Genomic DNA, 15800 nt, shown 5'->3' on the forward strand with positions numbered 1-15800 from the left:
CGGTTGTATCGTCGGCGGGTCTGTACACACTTCGGTACAAACCCGCCGGTTGGCGTTACGCCAGGTCGTACTTCTCGCGAACCAACTGGCCGATGCCGATGCGATCCAGCACCTTCATCGGGCAAAGGAACGTCACGCGCACGGTGCCCGGCAAGCGGCTGATGTCGATGGAACCGGTGATGGTCGCGCGGTTGAGCACTTCGTCATACGGCAGGCCGGTGACCGAGGCGGCGCGCTTCAAACCGTTCTCCACCGCCACGTTGAGGTTTTCACCACTGCCGATGAAGGTGATCGGGCCGCTTTCTTCGATTTCATGCTGACCCCAGCGCTCGCCCAGCTCGCGGACTTTTTGCCGCTGCCCGGCATTCATCGGCCGCGCCATGGGCGGCAGATCATCAAGGTTTTGCAGGAGGATCGGGCCTTCCAGGGTCAAGTGCTTGATGACTTGCACTTGCACTTCGGTTTCCCCGGAGCAATCGGTGGCGTGCCCGGCGATTTCGCCGTTGCCCTGCTGGGCATGCATGTCGCCCATGTACACCCCGGCCCCCGGCACCTTCACCGGGCAGATCAGTACGCAGCCTTCGCGGATCGAGTTGGTGTCCATGTGACCGTCGGTCTTGGCCGCGTGCAGTTCTTCGCGGGTCATGCCGAAACGGTGCGGCGCGCCGATCAGGTATTGGCCGAAATCGGCGCAGTTGTGCGAGTCCGGCAAATCACGGGACGGCGTGGTGCCGATGTTGCCGAGGAACGGTCGCATGTGCGCGGCGACGCCGGGAATGTCGGCGCGGGCCAGGGACAGGATCGAATGCTGGGCGGCGAATTCCGGCAGCGCCGACATCTCGGAAGCGTTGCCAGCCAGTTGATTGGCGATGTCCTGATTGACGGTCAGGCTGACCTGGTTCTGCGCATCGAACACGATCACATAACCGTGGCTGAAACGGAACGCGCTGACCTCGGCGCCACAGTTGTTGCAGCGAATCGAATCCTCGCCGATGCCTTCGACGTGGCTGGCCGGGTGTTCGGTGCCGCATTTGCTGCAGAACTTGGAGACGAACGGGTCGCCGTTGTATCGGCCTTCGACAAAACTCATCACGCCGGAAGAGGTGGCCAGCGAAGTGACGCGCATGCTTTTGATCTTGATTGCCACGGCATCGCCGATTTCGGCACCGGCGATGGCCACCGGTTGAGTGACTTCATGGCCGCCCTCGAAGGCCGGCGTAATCATCGGCCCCCAACAGCCCGGCGGCGTGCCGGTGATCAGGGTGCCGCCGTCGGCCAATGGGCCGAGCATCGGCTGGCTCGGGCCGATGAGGCCGCTGGTGTATTGGTCGACGCGCAGACGATTGACGGGTGTGGATTTCAGGTCGGTTTCAGACAGGAGCGTGGTCATTGTTGTCCCCTTCACGGTGTATAGGGTGCCAAACGGCCTGTGCAGTTCATCGCAGGTTTGTATCTGGACTGTGTTCGGCAGTGGTCGGGGTTGCGGGGAACTGTATCGAGCAGGGAGTTGGATACAGTGCGATACACACGATCCTTGTGGTCACCACTGAACCCTGTGGGAGTCAGGGGAATGCGGGCTTTCGTCGCTCCGGACGGCGGCGCACAGCCCCCGGACTAAACTAAGTGCACCCAGGACGCGGTTATTGTCCTGTTCATTCCCACGACCACCGCCCAGAGCTGAATGCCTCGGAAAACAATGCTTCTGGACCGTGATCCTGCTGAAGGAGGACACATGATGGACGAGGCCCGACTCAACGATTTCATGGGCAAATTGGTGAACGACATGGGCGGCGCGGCGATGCTCGCCAACGTCATCCTCGGCGAAGAGCTTGGGCTGTACCGGGCCATGGCCGACAGTCAGCCAATCACCCCTGAAGCACTCGCCGACAAGACCGGCTGCAACCCCCGCCTGCTGCGCGAATGGCTCAGCGCACACGCCGCCTCCGGCTATATGGAACACACCGACGGCCAGTTCCGCCTGCCCGAAGAACAAGCCCTGGCCTTGGCCATCGAAGACTCACCGGTCTACATCGCCGGGGGTATCGGGGTGGTCGCGTCGTTTTTCCATGACAAGGACAAACTGGTCAACGCCATGCGCGGCAACGGCGCCCTGGCTTGGGGCGATCACCATCCGTGCATGTTCAGCGGCACAGAGCGATTCTTTCGCCCCGGCTACAAAGCGCACCTGATCGCCGAGTGGCTACCGGCCCTCGACGGCGTCGTCGCCAAACTGGAAGCAGGCGCCAAAGTCGCCGACATCGGCTGCGGCCATGGCGCCTCCACGGTCATCATGGCCCAGGCGTTTCCGGATTCACGGTTCGTCGGCTTCGACTACCACGCCCCTTCCGTCACCGTCGCCACCCAGCGTGCTGAAGAAGGCGGCGTAGCCGGCCGGGCGCGGTTCTTCCAGGGCACGGCAAAAAGCTATCCCGGCGACGACTACGATCTGGTCTGCTATTTCGACTGCCTGCACGACATGGGCGATCCGGTGGGCGCGGCAAAGCACGCTTATGACTCGCTGAAACCGGACGGCACAGTGCTGCTGGTGGAACCGTTCGCCAATGACAAACTCGACGACAACGTCACCCCGGTTGGCCGGCTGTTCTACGCGGCCTCGACCTTTATCTGTACGCCGAACTCCCTGTCCCAGGAAGTCGGTCTCGGGCTCGGTGCCCAGGCGGGCGAGGCGCGGTTGCGCAAAGTGTTTACCGAGGCCGGTTTCAAGACGTTCCGACGGGCCACGGAAACGCCGTTCAACCTGATTCTGGAAGCGCGTAAATAATCACCGGTGACCGCTGACTGCGAACCGCTTACTGTAGGAGCTGCCGGAGGCTGCGATCTTTTGATCTTGATTTGGCGATGCTGAAATCGCTGAAGATCAAAAGATCGTCCGAACGCGGCCCGAGCCTTCGGCAGCTCCTACAGGCCCACCGGAGTGTTGAACATGCTCGACAGCCGCACCCGCGAACAACTCGACCGGCTCCAGCAGCTCATGGCCGACCAACCGTTTGTGGTGCTGACCGGTGCCGGCATCAGCACCTCGTCGGGCATTCCGGACTACCGCGACAATCAAGGCGTGCGCCGGGGCCGGCAACCGATGATGTATCAGGAATTTCTCTGCGCCCCGGAATCCCGGCGCCGCTATTGGGCGCGGGCGATGCTCGGCTGGCCGCGTGTTCGCCTGGCCCAACCGAATGTGGCGCACGAGGCGCTGGCCAGTCTGCAAAGCACCCGGCGGATCGGGGGATTGATTACCCAGAACGTCGATACATTGCATGATCAAGCGGGAAGCCATGATGTGATCGAACTGCATGGCAGCCTGCACCGGGTGTTGTGCCTGGACTGCGGGCAACGCAGCGAGCGCGATTCGATCCAGCAGTTGATGGAAGCGCAGAACCCTTACCTGGCCGGTGTCGACGCGGTACAGGCACCGGATGGCGATACCTTGCTCGATTCGGCGTTCGAGGCGCGGTTTCAAGTGCCGCAATGCCCGCACTGCGCGGGTGAACGGATGAAACCGGATGTGGTGTTTTTTGGCGAGAACGTGGCGCAGGTGACAGCGGCCAAGGCGATGGCCGCGGTCGAAAAAGCCGCGGGGCTGCTGGTGGTCGGGTCTTCGTTGATGGCGTATTCGGCGTTTCGCTTGTGTCGGGCGGTGGCGGATCAGGGCAAGCCGTTGCTGGCGATCAACTTGGGGAAGACGCGGGCGGATGACCTGCTGGATATGAAAATAGAAGCCTCCTGCGAACAGCTGTTACCGTTGCTGGCTCAACGACTCACTTCCTGACCCACCGCAAATCCCTGTGGGAGCCAGCCTGCTGGCGATTGGGTCGGCACACCCAGCATTCATGGTGACTGACACACCGCTATCGCCAGCAGGCTGGCTCCCACATTAGGTAGACAGTGATCAGTCCATGGAAACCTGTTGGCCCAGGTTTTCTTCCCTGAGGATATCGAACAACGCCTGCGCCGCCGCCGACAATTCAACCCCCGGTTTGGTCAACACTCCAATCGCCCGCTCCACTACCGGGTCGCGCAAGGTAATACACCGCGCGCCCAGCTCGCGCATCTGCCCGGCGCACAACGCTGGCACCGCGCTCACCCCCAATCCGCTGGCCACCATCCTTCCGACCGTCGCCAACTGATGGCTTTCAAACTCCACCGGCAACTTCATCCCCCGCGCCTGCAAGTGCTCTTCCAGCATCACCCGCACCGTCGACGGTCGCTGCAAGGTAATGAACGGTTCCTCAAGCAAGGTCTGCCAGTCGATGTCAGCCCGTTCCGCAAACGGAGAGTCCTGCGGCACGACGGCCACAAACCGGTCCATATACAACGGCGTGAATTGCAACGACGAACTCTGCGTCGGCTCAAACGCAACCCCCAGCTCGACCTGCCGATCACGCACCATTTCCAGCACCTGTTCGTTGATCACGTCATTCACCGTGACGTTGACTTTCGGGTAGCGCGCACGAAACGTCTTGAGGATCGGCGGCAGCAGGTTGCCGGCAAACGACGGCATCGCCGCCAGCGTCACCCGCCCGCGTTGCAGGGTAAAACGCTGGCGCAGTTCATCTTCAGCATTGTCCCAGTCCGCGATCAGTCGGCGGGCCAACGGAACCAGCGCCTCACCTTCAGCGGTCAAAGCCACATTGCGCGTGTTGCGCGTAAACAGCCGCCCGCCCAGCCCCTCCTCCAGCGCCTTGATGGTCAGGCTCAGCGCCGATTGCGACAGGTGCAACCGCTCGCACGCCACGGCAAAGCTCAAACTCTGGGCTACTGCCAGAAAGGCGCGGATCTGCTTGACGGTCATCTGCGGTATCTCCGAGGTATTGTAGGAGCTGCCGAAGGCTGCGATCTTTTGATCTTGATCTTGATCTTGATCTTGATCTTGATCTTGATCTTGATCTTGATCTTGTGCGATCTGATGGCCGTCCAAAAATCAAAAGATCGCAGCCTTCGGCAGCTCCTACGGATTGGTGAGTTTTATCTATCAATAAACCTTAAAAATCAACTTAACAAATAAATACGCCGGCGAGACACTTCATCCCATACGGCTAGCCAGCCGCCCACAAAGAATAAAAGAGGTGCATATGGCAGGTTTCGACAAGCGCGTGAGTTCCTACGAGGAAGCTCTGGCAGGTCTTGAAGACGGCATGACCGTGATCGCCGGTGGCTTCGGCCTCTGCGGCATCCCGGAAAACCTGATCGCCGAGATCAAGCGCAAAGGCACCCGTGACCTCACCGTGGTTTCCAACAATTGCGGCGTCGACGGTTTCGGCCTCGGCGTGCTGCTGGTAGACCGGCAGATCAGCAAAGTAGTGGCCTCCTACGTCGGCGAGAACAAACTGTTCGAAGACCAACTGCTGAAAGGCGAAATCGAAGTCGTCCTGACCCCTCAAGGCACCCTCGCCGAAAAAATGCGTGCGGGCGGCGCCGGCATCCCGGCCTTCTTCACCGCCACCGGCGTTGGCACCCCGGTTGCCGACGGCAAGGAAGTGCGCGAATTCCACGGTCGCAAGTACCTGATGGAAGAGTCCATCACCGGTGACTTCGCCATCGTCAAAGGCTGGAAAGCCGACCATTTCGGTAACGTCATCTACCGCCACACCGCCCAGAACTTCAACCCGCTGGCCGCCACCGCCGGCAAGATCACCGTGGTCGAAGTCGAAGAAATCGTCGAGCCCGGCGAGCTGGACCCGGCGCAGATCCACACCCCTGGCATCTACGTCGATCGGGTCATTTGCGGCACGTTCGAGAAGCGCATCGAACAGCGCACCGTGCGTAAGTGATCCCCTGCCCCCGGACCGAATGAAGGAATAACAACAATGGCACTCTCCCGCGAACAAATGGCTCAACGCGTCGCCCGCGAAATGCAGGACGGCTTCTACGTGAACCTGGGCATCGGCATTCCGACCCTGGTCGCCAACTACATCCCTGAAGGCATGGAAGTCATGCTGCAGTCGGAGAACGGCCTGCTCGGCATGGGTCCTTTTCCTACTGAAGAAACCATCGATGCCGACATGATCAACGCCGGCAAACAAACCGTGACCGCGCGTATCGGCGCTTCGATCTTTTCCTCGGCCGAGTCCTTCGCGATGATTCGCGGTGGTCATGTCGACCTGACCGTGCTGGGCGCTTTTGAAGTAGACGTACAAGGCAACATCGCCTCGTGGATGATTCCCGGCAAGCTGGTCAAGGGCATGGGTGGCGCCATGGACCTGGTGGCCGGCGCGGACAACATCATTGTCATCATGACCCACGCGTCCAAGGACGGTGAGTCCAAGCTCTTGTCCCAGTGCAGCCTGCCGCTGACCGGCGCCGGTTGCATCAAGCGTGTGCTGACTGACCTGGCCTACCTGGAAATCGAAAACGGCGCGTTCATTCTCAAGGAACGTGCACCGGGCGTCAGCGTCGAGGAGATCGTCGCCAAGACTGCCGGTAAACTGATCGTGCCAGATCACGTTCCGGAAATGCAGTTCGCTGCCCAGTGAGGAATCATTCCATGCAAGAAGTCGTCATTGTCGCCGCCACGCGTACCGCCATCGGCAGTTTCCAGGGCTCGCTGGCCAATGTGTCCGCCGTTGACCTCGGCGCCGCGGTGATCCGTCAGTTGTTGGCGCAAACCGGTCTGGACCCTGCGCAGGTTGATGAAGTCATCATGGGCCAGGTGTTGACCGCCGGCGCCGGGCAAAACCCTGCGCGCCAGTCGGCAATTAAGGCCGGCCTGCCGTTTACCGTGCCGGCGATGACCCTGAACAAGGTCTGCGGCTCGGGCCTGAAAGCCCTGCATCTGGCCACTCAGGCAATTCGTTGCGGCGATGCCGAGGTAATCATTGCCGGCGGCCAGGAAAACATGAGCCTGTCCAATTACGTCATGCCCGGCGCCCGTACCGGTCTGCGTATGGGTAACGCGCAAATCGTCGACACCATGATCAGCGACGGTTTGTGGGATGCATTCAACGATTACCACATGGGCATCACCGCCGAGAACCTGGCTGAGAAGTACAGTCTGACCCGCGAGCAACAGGACGCCTTCGCTGCGGCCTCGCAGCAGAAAGCCACGGCCGCCATCGAAGCCGGGCGTTTTGCCGATGAGATCACGCCGATCCTGATTCCACAGCGTAAGGGCGATCCGCTGTCCTTCGCCACTGACGAGCAGCCACGGGCCGGCACCACGGCCGAATCCCTGGGCAAACTGAAAGCCGCCTTCAAGAAGGACGGTTCGGTGACCGCCGGTAACGCGTCGTCCCTGAATGACGGTGCCGCCGCCGTGATCCTGATGAGCGCGGAAAAAGCCAAGGCCCTGGGTTTGCCGGTGCTGGCGAAAATCGCAGCCTATGCCAACGCGGGCGTGGACCCGGCGATCATGGGCATCGGTCCGGTATCGGCCACTCGTCGTTGCCTGGACAAGGCCGGCTGGTCCATCGACCAACTGGACCTGATCGAAGCCAACGAAGCCTTCGCCGCGCAATCCCTGGCGGTGGCCAAGGACCTGGAATGGGACTTGAACAAGGTCAACGTCAACGGCGGTGCCATTGCACTGGGCCACCCGATTGGTGCGTCGGGTTGCCGGGTGCTGGTGACCCTGCTGCACGAAATGATCAAGCGTGACGCCAAGAAAGGCCTCGCCACCCTGTGCATCGGTGGTGGTCAGGGCGTGGCGCTGGCGATCGAACGAGCGTAAGCGTTCAACAGACGGCGCGGGGACCCACGAAGATCCGCCGCCGTCTGGCAACACCCCCGGTGTTTCTGTAGGGGCTTGCAAGCTTTTGTGGCGAGGGAGCTTGCTCCCGCTGGGTTGCGAAGCAGCCCCAAAATCTCGGCAACTGTCGAAGATTTTACGAGCGCTTCGCACTCGAGCGGGAGCAAGCTCCCTCGCCACAATTAGTCAGTGTCTATATGAACTGACTGTCATCAGATACACCGGGTTTTCTCGTCTAGCCTTCAGGCAAATTTCACCAGGTTCAGAGCCGGCAGCGGACCACCCGGAAACTGCACCAGCCGCGCACCGATACTCAGCTCCCCAAGGTCGACACCGAAGAAACCCAGGCGCTCGATCAGTGACGCCACTTGAGTTTTCGCCTCGGCATCATCGCCCGACAGAAACAACACTCGCTTGCCGCCCTCCGCTTCCGGATCACTCTCCAGCAAGCGCGCCACCAAGTGATTGAACGCCTTCACCACCCGCGCCCCCGGCACCCATTCGGCAAACACGTCGGTGGACATGCGGCCCTGCAAATCCACAGCCTTGAACGACGGCGCCTCGATCGAGTTGTTGGCGTCGATCACGATCCGCCCGCCAAAGTCCGGCAAACCGGCCAATGCAGTCGGCAATCTCGACCAATTGACCGCCACCAGAACGATGGGCTGGGCGGCCGCTTCTCCACGGGTTCCGGCACGCGCCGTCGGGCCGAGTTCTGCCACCAGCGAGGCCAGCGTTTCTGGTCCACGGCTGTTGGCGATGATCACTTCAATGCCTTGGCGCGACAGTGCTCGGGCAAACGCTGCGCCGATGGCGCCGGCGCCGATGATTCCAATAGTGCTCATGATGTCTTCCTCAAAATTTGGCCGGGGATGCGCTGAACGTCAGCACGACGTTGGCGCCGTCGGCGGCCAGGCGCTTGGCAATCGCTGCGCCTATCGAGCGGGAGCCGCCAGTGACCAGAGCGGTTTGGCCTGTGAGAGGAAGGTGGGAAGTTGTCATTGATCACTCACTCCGTGGATGGGGATGGAGTGAATACTGCGCTTGCCATTAGCGTCTGATTAGCGGGTAATGACTTGAATGATCTTCAAGCATTGATAGCAGGTTCCAACCGTGGAAACCCTCGCCAACCTCGAATCCTTCGTGCGCAGCGCTGAAACCGGAAGCTTCTCGGCGGCGGCACGCTTGCTCGCTTTGACGCCGGCGGCGGTCAGTCGCAACGTGGCGATGCTCGAACGCAACATCGGCGTGAGGCTGTTCCAGCGCTCGACCCGCAAGTTGTCCCTGACCGAGGCCGGTGAACGTTTTTTGGCCAGCATCGGCGGCAATCTGGAAGCGTTGCAGACGGCGATCAGCACGGTGACCACCGACCGCGGCGAACCGGCAGGCGTGCTCAAGGTGAGCCTGGCGCCGACCTTCGGCATCGGTCATATCCTGCCGCTGCTGCCGGCGTTTCTGGCGCGCTACCCGTTGATTCGCCCGGAATGGCACTTCGAAAATCGTCCCGTAGACCTGATTGCAGAAGGCTTTGACGCGGCCATTGGTGGTGGATTCGAGCTTACGCCGGGGGTGGTGTCACGGACATTGGCGGCGTATGTGGTGGCGGTGGCCTCCCCGGCCTATCTGGCGGGACGCCCACTGCCCGACAGCCCGGCGGACTTGCACCGGTTCAACGGCATCGTGATGCGCGGGGTACGCACCGGGCGGATTCGGCAGTGGGTCATGCAGGATGGCGCGGGTCATGAAGTGGCGGCCAGCCTGAACGACAACATCGTGCTCAATGACCCCGCCGCCATGCGCGAGGCGGCAATACTGGGTTTGGGGGTGACGTTGCTGGTGCTGCCGGATGTGGCGGCGAGTATCCAGCGCGGGGAGCTGGTGAGACTGCTGCCGGACTGGCACGCCGATGCGGGGCCGATTTCGCTGTATTACCCGAGCCGGACACTGATGCCGGCCAAGACCCGGGTGTTTATTGATTTTGTGGTTGAGGCGTTTCAAAGGAAGACCGCGTAATCGCCCTTCGCGAGCTCGCTACTACAACAACCACCACCTGCGATCTTCAGGGTTTTACAATGCCCAGCAACTGCTGCCGCAACTCGGGATTGCTCGTGCGCGGGTCGAGCCAGATATCAAAAAACACCCGGGCGAACGCCGGGTCCTTCACCTCGTACTGCAACTGCTGGCCGACAAAAAAACGTGCGCCCTGCCCCGGCAAGTAAACCCCGGTGAGCCGGGTCCCGGCCTGCACATCGACAAGCGCCTGCTGCATCTGCGCCTGCCATGCCGCGAGTTGTCCGGCACTGACCGACGCTCCCGACAAACGCTTGATTTCATCGACGCTGGCCTCGACCAAATCCTCCCGGGAAATCCTGCGCTGATAAATCAGCTCCAGGGCAAATGGCTGGTCGCTCGCGAACGGTTGCGCGGCGCTCCAGAGACGGGCGTTGTAAACATCGAACCCGAACATCCGAAATTCGCCCGTGCCAATGATCCGGGCGCCGGGAAGTGCGTCCTGCCAATTGGCCAACGCTTGGCTGCCAAGCAATACCAACAACCACAGGCCATGACGCAAAGGTGATAGGGGACGGTTCATGATCGGTTCGATTCAGCGCGAATGGATGCTGATACTTATACGCAAAATGTGTTGCGGTACAACCTTTCAACTTTGTATACAAAAATCAACAATCCATGCATCAATCCACCTGTGGCAATGCTAACGTTGCCGACTCACACAGGTCGGAGGTGCAGGCGTGCTGCTGCTCAAATTGTTGGTCATTCCCGGGTTTCTCTTGCTGATTTCCCTGGCAGGCAAACGCTGGGGCCCGAACGTCGCCGGGTGGCTGTCGGGGTTGCCGGTGGTAGTCGGGCCGATTCTGTTTTTCCTCGCCATCGAGCAAGGTGAGGTGTTTGCCGCGCAATCGGCGACCGCGGCGTTGTCCGCGATGTTTGCGATGATTGCCTTCTGCGTCACCTACGCCCAGGTCGCACAACGGGCGGGATGGCCATGGGCACTGTCGGTTTCGCTGCTGGTCTGGGCGACGGCAGCCGTTGTGCTGTCGGTGATCCCGCCGTCCCTGGTGATTTCCGTCATCGCCGCCGCGACTGCGCTGCTGGCAGCGCCGTATCTGTTCCCGGCCGTGCAACCCATCGTTTCTGGCCCGGCACCGAAGTCCGATAAATTGTTGCTGCGCATGATCGCTGGCGCCCTGCTCACCCTCGCCGTGACCTTGCTGGCGAGCACCGTCGGCGAACGCTGGAGCGGCCTGCTCGCGGTGTTCCCGGTGTTGGGCAGCGTGATGGCGGTGTTCTCCCAGCAAACCCGCGGGCCGGCGTTTACCGCGGCATTGTTGCGAGCCACAGCGACCGGCATGTATTCGTTTGCAGCGTTTTGCCTGGTGCTGGCATTGACGTTACCCGTCATGGGACTGAGCGGGTTCGGCGTTGGCGTCGCAGTGTCCGTGGCCATGCTCGGCGTCACCAAACGCCTGCTCGCCAAACCGGGGGTTAGCGCAGCAACACGTTCGACTGCTTCGAACGAGTAGAACAATAACCTCGTACGTCAATCGAACGGGTTTCGCCCACCATCAGCCTCAGTTACTCACCCCACCACTGACTGAGGCCTACACCATGAAGTTCTTTTTCCACCCTTCGCCAAACCCGATGAAAGTCGCCCTGCTGCTTGAAGAACTGCAAACGCCGTACGAATTGATCGGCGTCGACACCTTCAAGGGCGAGCAACACCAGCCAGCCTTTCTGGCGATCAACCCGAACGCCAAGGTGCCAGCCTTGGTCGATGGCGACGCCACCGTCTTCGACTCTCAGGCAATCCTGCTGCACCTGGCGCAAAAACATCAGCGCTTCCTGCCGACCTCGGTCACCGGGCAAGCCGAATTGCTGTCGTGGCTGATGTTCATCGCCACCGGTCTGTCGCCGTTTTCCGGCCAGGCTGTGCATTTCCTGCACCACGCGCCGGAAGACTTGGCTTACGCGAAAAACCGCTACCTCAAGGAAGTCGAACGTCACTACCGCGTGCTCGACCAGCGTCTGGCCGATCATCCTTATCTGGCCGGCGACACCTACAGCATCGCCGACATGGCGCTCTGGGGTTGGGCCAATTACGCGCCGTACATTCTTGGCGAAAACGGCCTGGCGGCGTACCCGAACATCAAGCGTCTGTTCGATGAAATCAGCGCCCGCCCGGCCGCCCGGCGCGCCCAGGGTCTTAAAGAGAAACTGGTGCTGAAGGCCGAGTTCGACGAAGAAACCCGCCGCAATCTGTTTCCGCAAAACCAGGCGCAGTAATCCATTCCCAGCATGCGAAGGTGATGAAATGAGTGATCAAGTCGCGTTTATCGTTTATCTGCCGGCCAAACCGGAACGTTTCGCCGAAACCAAAGAACGGCTGCTGGACGTGGTGCACCAGATGTCAGCCGAGCCGGACTTCGTCAACACCTGGGTCCACCAATTGCAGGACGATCCAAACACCTTGGTGCTCTACGAAACCTGGAATTGCAGCAAGGAAGATTTCATCACGCGACACCTGAGCAAGCCGTATCGCCAGGAGTATGAAAAGCGCCTGCCGGAGCTGTTGGCCAGCGAACGCCGGATCGAGTTTCTGGATGTGATCGCAAGCTATCCGGTGCGCCGAGAGGTGTAACTGCACAAATACCGTGGTGAGGGCCAGCCTCTCACCACGGGTACTCCGGTTACTCGGCGGGGTCGAGTTGATCCAGCGCCCGGTTCACCGCCAGTTCGCCAAGCATGATGACTTGCGCAATGCCCAACAGCGAATTACGACTGGTCCCATCCATATGATCCGCCAGATCCATGACCATGACATTGGCCGATGCCAGCGACTCGCACGCATGGCCGAGCAGGGTCTCGACGTCGATTTCCGGGTTAACGGTGAACATAGTGTCGAGTTGCCTTGGAGTCGCGTTGATCAGGGCGATGTGTGCGGCAGGGTTGGCGTAAAAATCGAGGGCGAGTTTGACGGTCTCGTCGAGTTTCTCTTGATCGGTGCTTTGGACTTGAGAGGACGGATCCGGGTTTGGGGGATTGGGTGTTGGTTTGGGCATAGATGAAACTCCATATGGGTTACAGGAGCCATCACCCTCGCTACCAAACGAAGGGTGGCGGCCATACGAAGGTTGGTAGACCGGCCCACATGGAAAACCCGGCGCGCCCGAAGGCGCCCTGCGCATGGCCACCATAAAAAATCCCGGAAAAGGATCAGCATCAGGTGACGCTATGCGTTATGTGGGCGACGGGCTACCAAACCCGATCACTGTTTTTCAGCGACCGGGAAACGATAGAGCCCACCCCCAAAGCGCACAAGCCGGCGGATTCTTACGTACCTGTAGGCAACGACGCAAGGTGTTGTAGCTTTCATGAAGTAACACCAAGCGCTATTAAACAAGCCTTCGAAACAGCGTGGATTTACCGTAAACGGGGGGTCCCACAAGTGATCACGAAAATCAAAAATTCGAGGATTTGTCCCACAAGTTTTTAGGGTTGGCCGTCGGAAGTTTGAGGGTTAGCGTGGTTGCTCCAAATCAGGCAAGTGAGATTGGTCCAACTGGCACCCGGCAGGCATGGCTTCATGCTTTAAGGACGGATCCATTGCGGGAGCAACACGCTAGTCGATAACTCCACCGCCCAGTACGCGACATTTGACGCTATGATTACGTCAAATGTCGTAAGGAGGTATTCGGTATGCCCGCAGTGACCGAGACAAAGAGCGTCGCCAGAAAGCCGACAGAGGTGCTGTTACGTGGCCGCAAAGGTGATACGCGTATGTTGATCATCCGATACACACAGGAAGGCTTCGACCTGAGCGATGTCAGGGACATGCTTTCCACGTCAAATCTGTACATGGAGTACGGCCTTGTTCAGCGCATAACGGGGAAATCCGTCAGAACGGTCCAGCGCTTGGCGAAGGAGACCAAGCCGGTGCGGTTGAATCAGCAGCAAAGTACGGTCGCCTTCCAGTATGCGCATGCCCTGGAGCACGCCATCAACGTGTTTGGCGATCAACAGTTGGCTGAGGACTGGCTGAAGAAGCCCTGCAAATATCTGGAGGGAAATATCCCGCTGGCACTGATCGACAACTCGCTTGGCTTCCAGGTAGTCGAGGATTATTTGACCCGGATTGAACACGGGGTTTATCAATGAATCCTTTGCCCTGGGATGGGAAATGGCACGCATGGCGCCTAGACCGCGAGGTCTTTAAAAGCACATGGGACAGTGGCGTCGGTGCGCAGCAGTCCGGTGGCCGATGGAATCCTCCCGGGCGCCGGGTTATCTACGCTTCGGCCGATCCATCCACTGCCATTCTGGAAGTTGCGGCCCACGCCGGCTTTGACATGCTCGATAGGGTGCCGCACGTACTGACGCGTTTCGAAGTACTGGATTCGGACCTTATCAAGATTGTTCAGCCTGAAGATGTGCCGAACCCGAATTGGCTCAATCCGTCTCAACCCTCGCCCAATCAACAGCAGTTTGCTGATGAGCTACTGGCCGAGCATCCCTTCGTGCTCATCCCTTCTGCGGTGAGCGGTCATTCATGGAATCTGCTGGTGAGCTGTGACTTGGCGACGGATATGTTCCAGCTTGTTTCTCAGGAGCGCTTTGGGCTGGATACCCGGTTAATCAAGTTAGTGTGAGCGTCGTCTGTCATCTTTGACCAGAACGGTACATCCCCGGTTTGCCCACCGGAACCCGACCGTCCGTTAGCCCACGCTGGAATGCGTCACGACCTCCATGGGATGATCGCCCCCCACCGCGAGAACCCTGGAGATTTTGAATGTCACTGTTGAGTAAAAAAGCCGTTGTCCTGCTGCTGGTTGCGGTTGCCAGCCTGGGGGCTTTGAACGCGCAGGCTGCCAAGGTCGTGGCCAAGGAGGCGGCGTCGACGCAGAAAGTCTCGATGCTGGGCAACAAATTCACCTTCACCCTGCCCAAGGGATTCATCGCCAACCCTTTACCACCGAGCTCGACCGGCGCGAGTGGCACCATGTACACCAACGAAACTACCAAAACCGTGGTGATCGCTGCTGAAAACACCATTCCCGGCGGCGTTAACGCCAAGGACAACGACGGTGAGTTCCTCGACGCCACGGCGTCCGACTTCGCCACCGAGCAAGCCAAGGCACTGCCGGATTTCACCAAGCTCAGTGAAAAAAGCATCACTCAGAAAGGCACCGGCCTGGGACTACGGCAGATCGACAGCATCGCCACCCAGGGCGGCGGCAAAACCCTCGACACCACGCTGATGGCCGCCTCGGGCACGCGCATGGCGCTGGTTCAGGTGATTTCCCGTCTCAGCGACAATGCCGGCCACGAAGCGTTGGTTAAACAGATCGTCAGCGGCAAGTAAGGCTCAGGGGTTGAGCCGCTGCAACCAGGCGCTCAAGTCCTGCATTTCGGTGGCACTGATGCTGTGACCGACGCCTGGGTAGGCATGGAACTCAGGCTTGAGTGACAGGCTCTGCAACAGGCTGTCAGCCTCGGTGCCGTCATTGAAGGGAAGGCGTTTGTCCACCGTGCCATGCCCGATGAAAATCGCCAGTGGCTGACGCTTTTCATCCGGTTTGAGTTCGGATTTGAGCACCGGCAGAATCCGCCCGCTCAACGCGGCAATCCCGCCCACGGCTTCGGGATGACGCAGTGCAACCTCGTAGGACATGATCGCGCCCTGGCTGAAGCCCACCAGGAAAACCTTGTTCGGTTCTGTGTGATATTTCTTCGCAGCCTGTGCGACGAAGTCCAGCAACACCTGGCCGCTGGCCTTCAGATCATCCGTCTCGCCGTTGTAGGCACCCTCTCCCTTTTTGCGAAACCACTGATAACTGCCCTCTTCCATCACCATCGGTGCGCGCACCGACAGGTAGTTGTATTGGGCCGGCAATTCATCTTTGATGCCGAACAGGTCCTGTTCGTTACTGCCGTAGCCGTGAAGAAAAATCACCAAAGGCTGATTCACGGAGTCGGGGTTGACCTGCTCCAGGTACTTGAGCGGCAGATCGGTGTGCAGCGGGGTTTGAGCGTGGACGACGGCGGACGCCAGGAGTGTCAGCAGAGCGAGAACCTTCAACAT

Annotated in this window: 18 protein-coding genes and 1 pseudogene; 12 read left to right on the top strand and 7 right to left on the bottom strand. The window is 60.0% G+C overall.

The genetic code is table 11. The features are described from left to right. Positions 1-55: 55 nt before the first annotated feature. Entirely contained in the window at positions 56-1390 is a 1335-nt protein-coding gene (locus tag ACYZTL_RS05175) for an acetamidase/formamidase family protein (RefSeq protein WP_461950878.1), read from the bottom strand. 345 nt (positions 1391-1735) lie between these two features. Between ACYZTL_RS05175 and ACYZTL_RS05180 the strand changes: the two genes are divergently transcribed. Together ACYZTL_RS05180 and ACYZTL_RS05185 are read left to right on the top strand one after the other, a co-directional pair. Beyond that, positions 1736-2782 (top strand): class I SAM-dependent methyltransferase, encoded by a 1047-nt coding sequence (locus ACYZTL_RS05180; protein WP_461954265.1) that lies wholly within the window; start codon positions 1736-1738, stop codon positions 2780-2782. A 162-nt stretch (positions 2783-2944) separates the two neighbouring features. Beyond that, the gene (locus ACYZTL_RS05185; protein ID WP_461950879.1) at positions 2945-3787 is read left to right on the top strand and encodes an NAD-dependent protein deacetylase; all 843 of its coding nucleotides are present in this window, start codon (positions 2945-2947) and stop codon (positions 3785-3787) included. A gap of 120 nt (positions 3788-3907) precedes the next feature. On the opposite strand, the gene ACYZTL_RS05190 is transcribed toward ACYZTL_RS05185, so the two are convergent. Beyond that, positions 3908-4810, bottom strand: a complete 903-nt coding sequence (locus ACYZTL_RS05190) for a LysR substrate-binding domain-containing protein (protein ID WP_461950880.1) — start codon at positions 4808-4810, stop codon at positions 3908-3910. A gap of 280 nt (positions 4811-5090) precedes the next feature. On the opposite strand from ACYZTL_RS05190, the gene ACYZTL_RS05195 reads away from it, so the two are divergent. From ACYZTL_RS05195 to ACYZTL_RS05205, 3 genes are read left to right on the top strand one after another with little or no spacing between them, the layout of a single operon-like run. Next, positions 5091-5789, top strand: coding sequence for a CoA transferase subunit A (locus tag ACYZTL_RS05195; protein ID WP_415769732.1), 699 nt, complete (start codon positions 5091-5093; stop codon positions 5787-5789). A 36-nt stretch (positions 5790-5825) separates the two neighbouring features. Then, positions 5826-6491 carry a CoA transferase subunit B gene (locus tag ACYZTL_RS05200; protein ID WP_057399619.1) on the top strand — a complete coding sequence of 222 codons (666 nt, stop codon included), beginning with the start codon at positions 5826-5828 and terminating at the stop codon, positions 6489-6491. An 11-nt stretch (positions 6492-6502) separates the two neighbouring features. Beyond that, entirely contained in the window at positions 6503-7684 is a 1182-nt protein-coding gene (locus tag ACYZTL_RS05205; RefSeq protein ID WP_461950881.1) for an acetyl-CoA C-acetyltransferase, read from the top strand. 260 nt (positions 7685-7944) lie between these two features. On the opposite strand, the gene ACYZTL_RS05210 is transcribed toward ACYZTL_RS05205, so the two are convergent. Continuing rightward, complete coding sequence (locus ACYZTL_RS05210) at positions 7945-8547, bottom strand: NADPH-dependent F420 reductase (protein WP_461950882.1); 603 nt, start codon at positions 8545-8547, stop codon at positions 7945-7947. A gap of 16 nt (positions 8548-8563) precedes the next feature. Next, positions 8564-8704 (bottom strand): annotated as a pseudogene (locus ACYZTL_RS05215) (SDR family NAD(P)-dependent oxidoreductase); the annotation flags it as partial. 111 nt (positions 8705-8815) lie between these two features. On the opposite strand from ACYZTL_RS05215, the gene ACYZTL_RS05220 reads away from it, so the two are divergent. Continuing rightward, positions 8816-9715, top strand: a complete 900-nt coding sequence (locus tag ACYZTL_RS05220) for a LysR family transcriptional regulator (RefSeq protein ID WP_461950883.1) — start codon at positions 8816-8818, stop codon at positions 9713-9715. 46 nt (positions 9716-9761) lie between these two features. On the opposite strand, the gene ACYZTL_RS05225 is transcribed toward ACYZTL_RS05220, so the two are convergent. Next, entirely contained in the window at positions 9762-10295 is a 534-nt protein-coding gene (locus ACYZTL_RS05225) for a chalcone isomerase family protein (protein WP_461950884.1), read from the bottom strand. Between the two features lie 157 nt (positions 10296-10452). Between ACYZTL_RS05225 and ACYZTL_RS05230 the strand changes: the two genes are divergently transcribed. The 3 genes from ACYZTL_RS05230 (at position 10453) to ACYZTL_RS05240 (ending at position 12359) form a co-directional block, all read left to right on the top strand. Then, the gene (locus tag ACYZTL_RS05230) at positions 10453-11244 is read left to right on the top strand and encodes a hypothetical protein (protein WP_461950885.1); all 792 of its coding nucleotides are present in this window, start codon (positions 10453-10455) and stop codon (positions 11242-11244) included. An 85-nt stretch (positions 11245-11329) separates the two neighbouring features. Then, positions 11330-12004, top strand: a complete 675-nt coding sequence (locus ACYZTL_RS05235) for a glutathione S-transferase family protein (protein WP_461950886.1) — start codon at positions 11330-11332, stop codon at positions 12002-12004. Positions 12005-12032: 28 nt separating this feature from the next. Next, the gene (locus ACYZTL_RS05240; protein WP_461950887.1) at positions 12033-12359 is read left to right on the top strand and encodes a putative quinol monooxygenase; all 327 of its coding nucleotides are present in this window, start codon (positions 12033-12035) and stop codon (positions 12357-12359) included. A gap of 49 nt (positions 12360-12408) precedes the next feature. On the opposite strand, the gene ACYZTL_RS05245 is transcribed toward ACYZTL_RS05240, so the two are convergent. Beyond that, the gene (locus ACYZTL_RS05245) at positions 12409-12780 is read right to left on the bottom strand and encodes a DUF6124 family protein (RefSeq protein WP_461950888.1); all 372 of its coding nucleotides are present in this window, start codon (positions 12778-12780) and stop codon (positions 12409-12411) included. Positions 12781-13417: 637 nt separating this feature from the next. Here ACYZTL_RS05245 and ACYZTL_RS05250 point away from each other — a divergent pair. From ACYZTL_RS05250 to ACYZTL_RS05260, 3 genes are all read left to right on the top strand, one after another. Beyond that, positions 13418-13876, top strand: a complete 459-nt coding sequence (locus tag ACYZTL_RS05250; RefSeq protein WP_461950889.1) for an antitoxin Xre/MbcA/ParS toxin-binding domain-containing protein — start codon at positions 13418-13420, stop codon at positions 13874-13876. Further along, positions 13873-14367, top strand: coding sequence for an RES family NAD+ phosphorylase (locus tag ACYZTL_RS05255; RefSeq protein ID WP_461950890.1), 495 nt, complete (start codon positions 13873-13875; stop codon positions 14365-14367). Before ACYZTL_RS05250 ends, ACYZTL_RS05255 begins: the two co-directional genes overlap by 4 nt. A gap of 140 nt (positions 14368-14507) precedes the next feature. Continuing rightward, the gene (locus ACYZTL_RS05260; RefSeq protein WP_461950891.1) at positions 14508-15080 is read left to right on the top strand and encodes a DcrB/PsbP domain-containing protein; all 573 of its coding nucleotides are present in this window, start codon (positions 14508-14510) and stop codon (positions 15078-15080) included. A 3-nt stretch (positions 15081-15083) separates the two neighbouring features. Here ACYZTL_RS05260 and ACYZTL_RS05265 read toward each other — a convergent pair whose 3' ends face one another. Continuing rightward, positions 15084-15800 (bottom strand): alpha/beta hydrolase, encoded by a 717-nt coding sequence (locus ACYZTL_RS05265; RefSeq protein WP_461950892.1) that lies wholly within the window; start codon positions 15798-15800, stop codon positions 15084-15086.

The organism is Pseudomonas sp. LB3P81, from assembly GCF_054897965.1.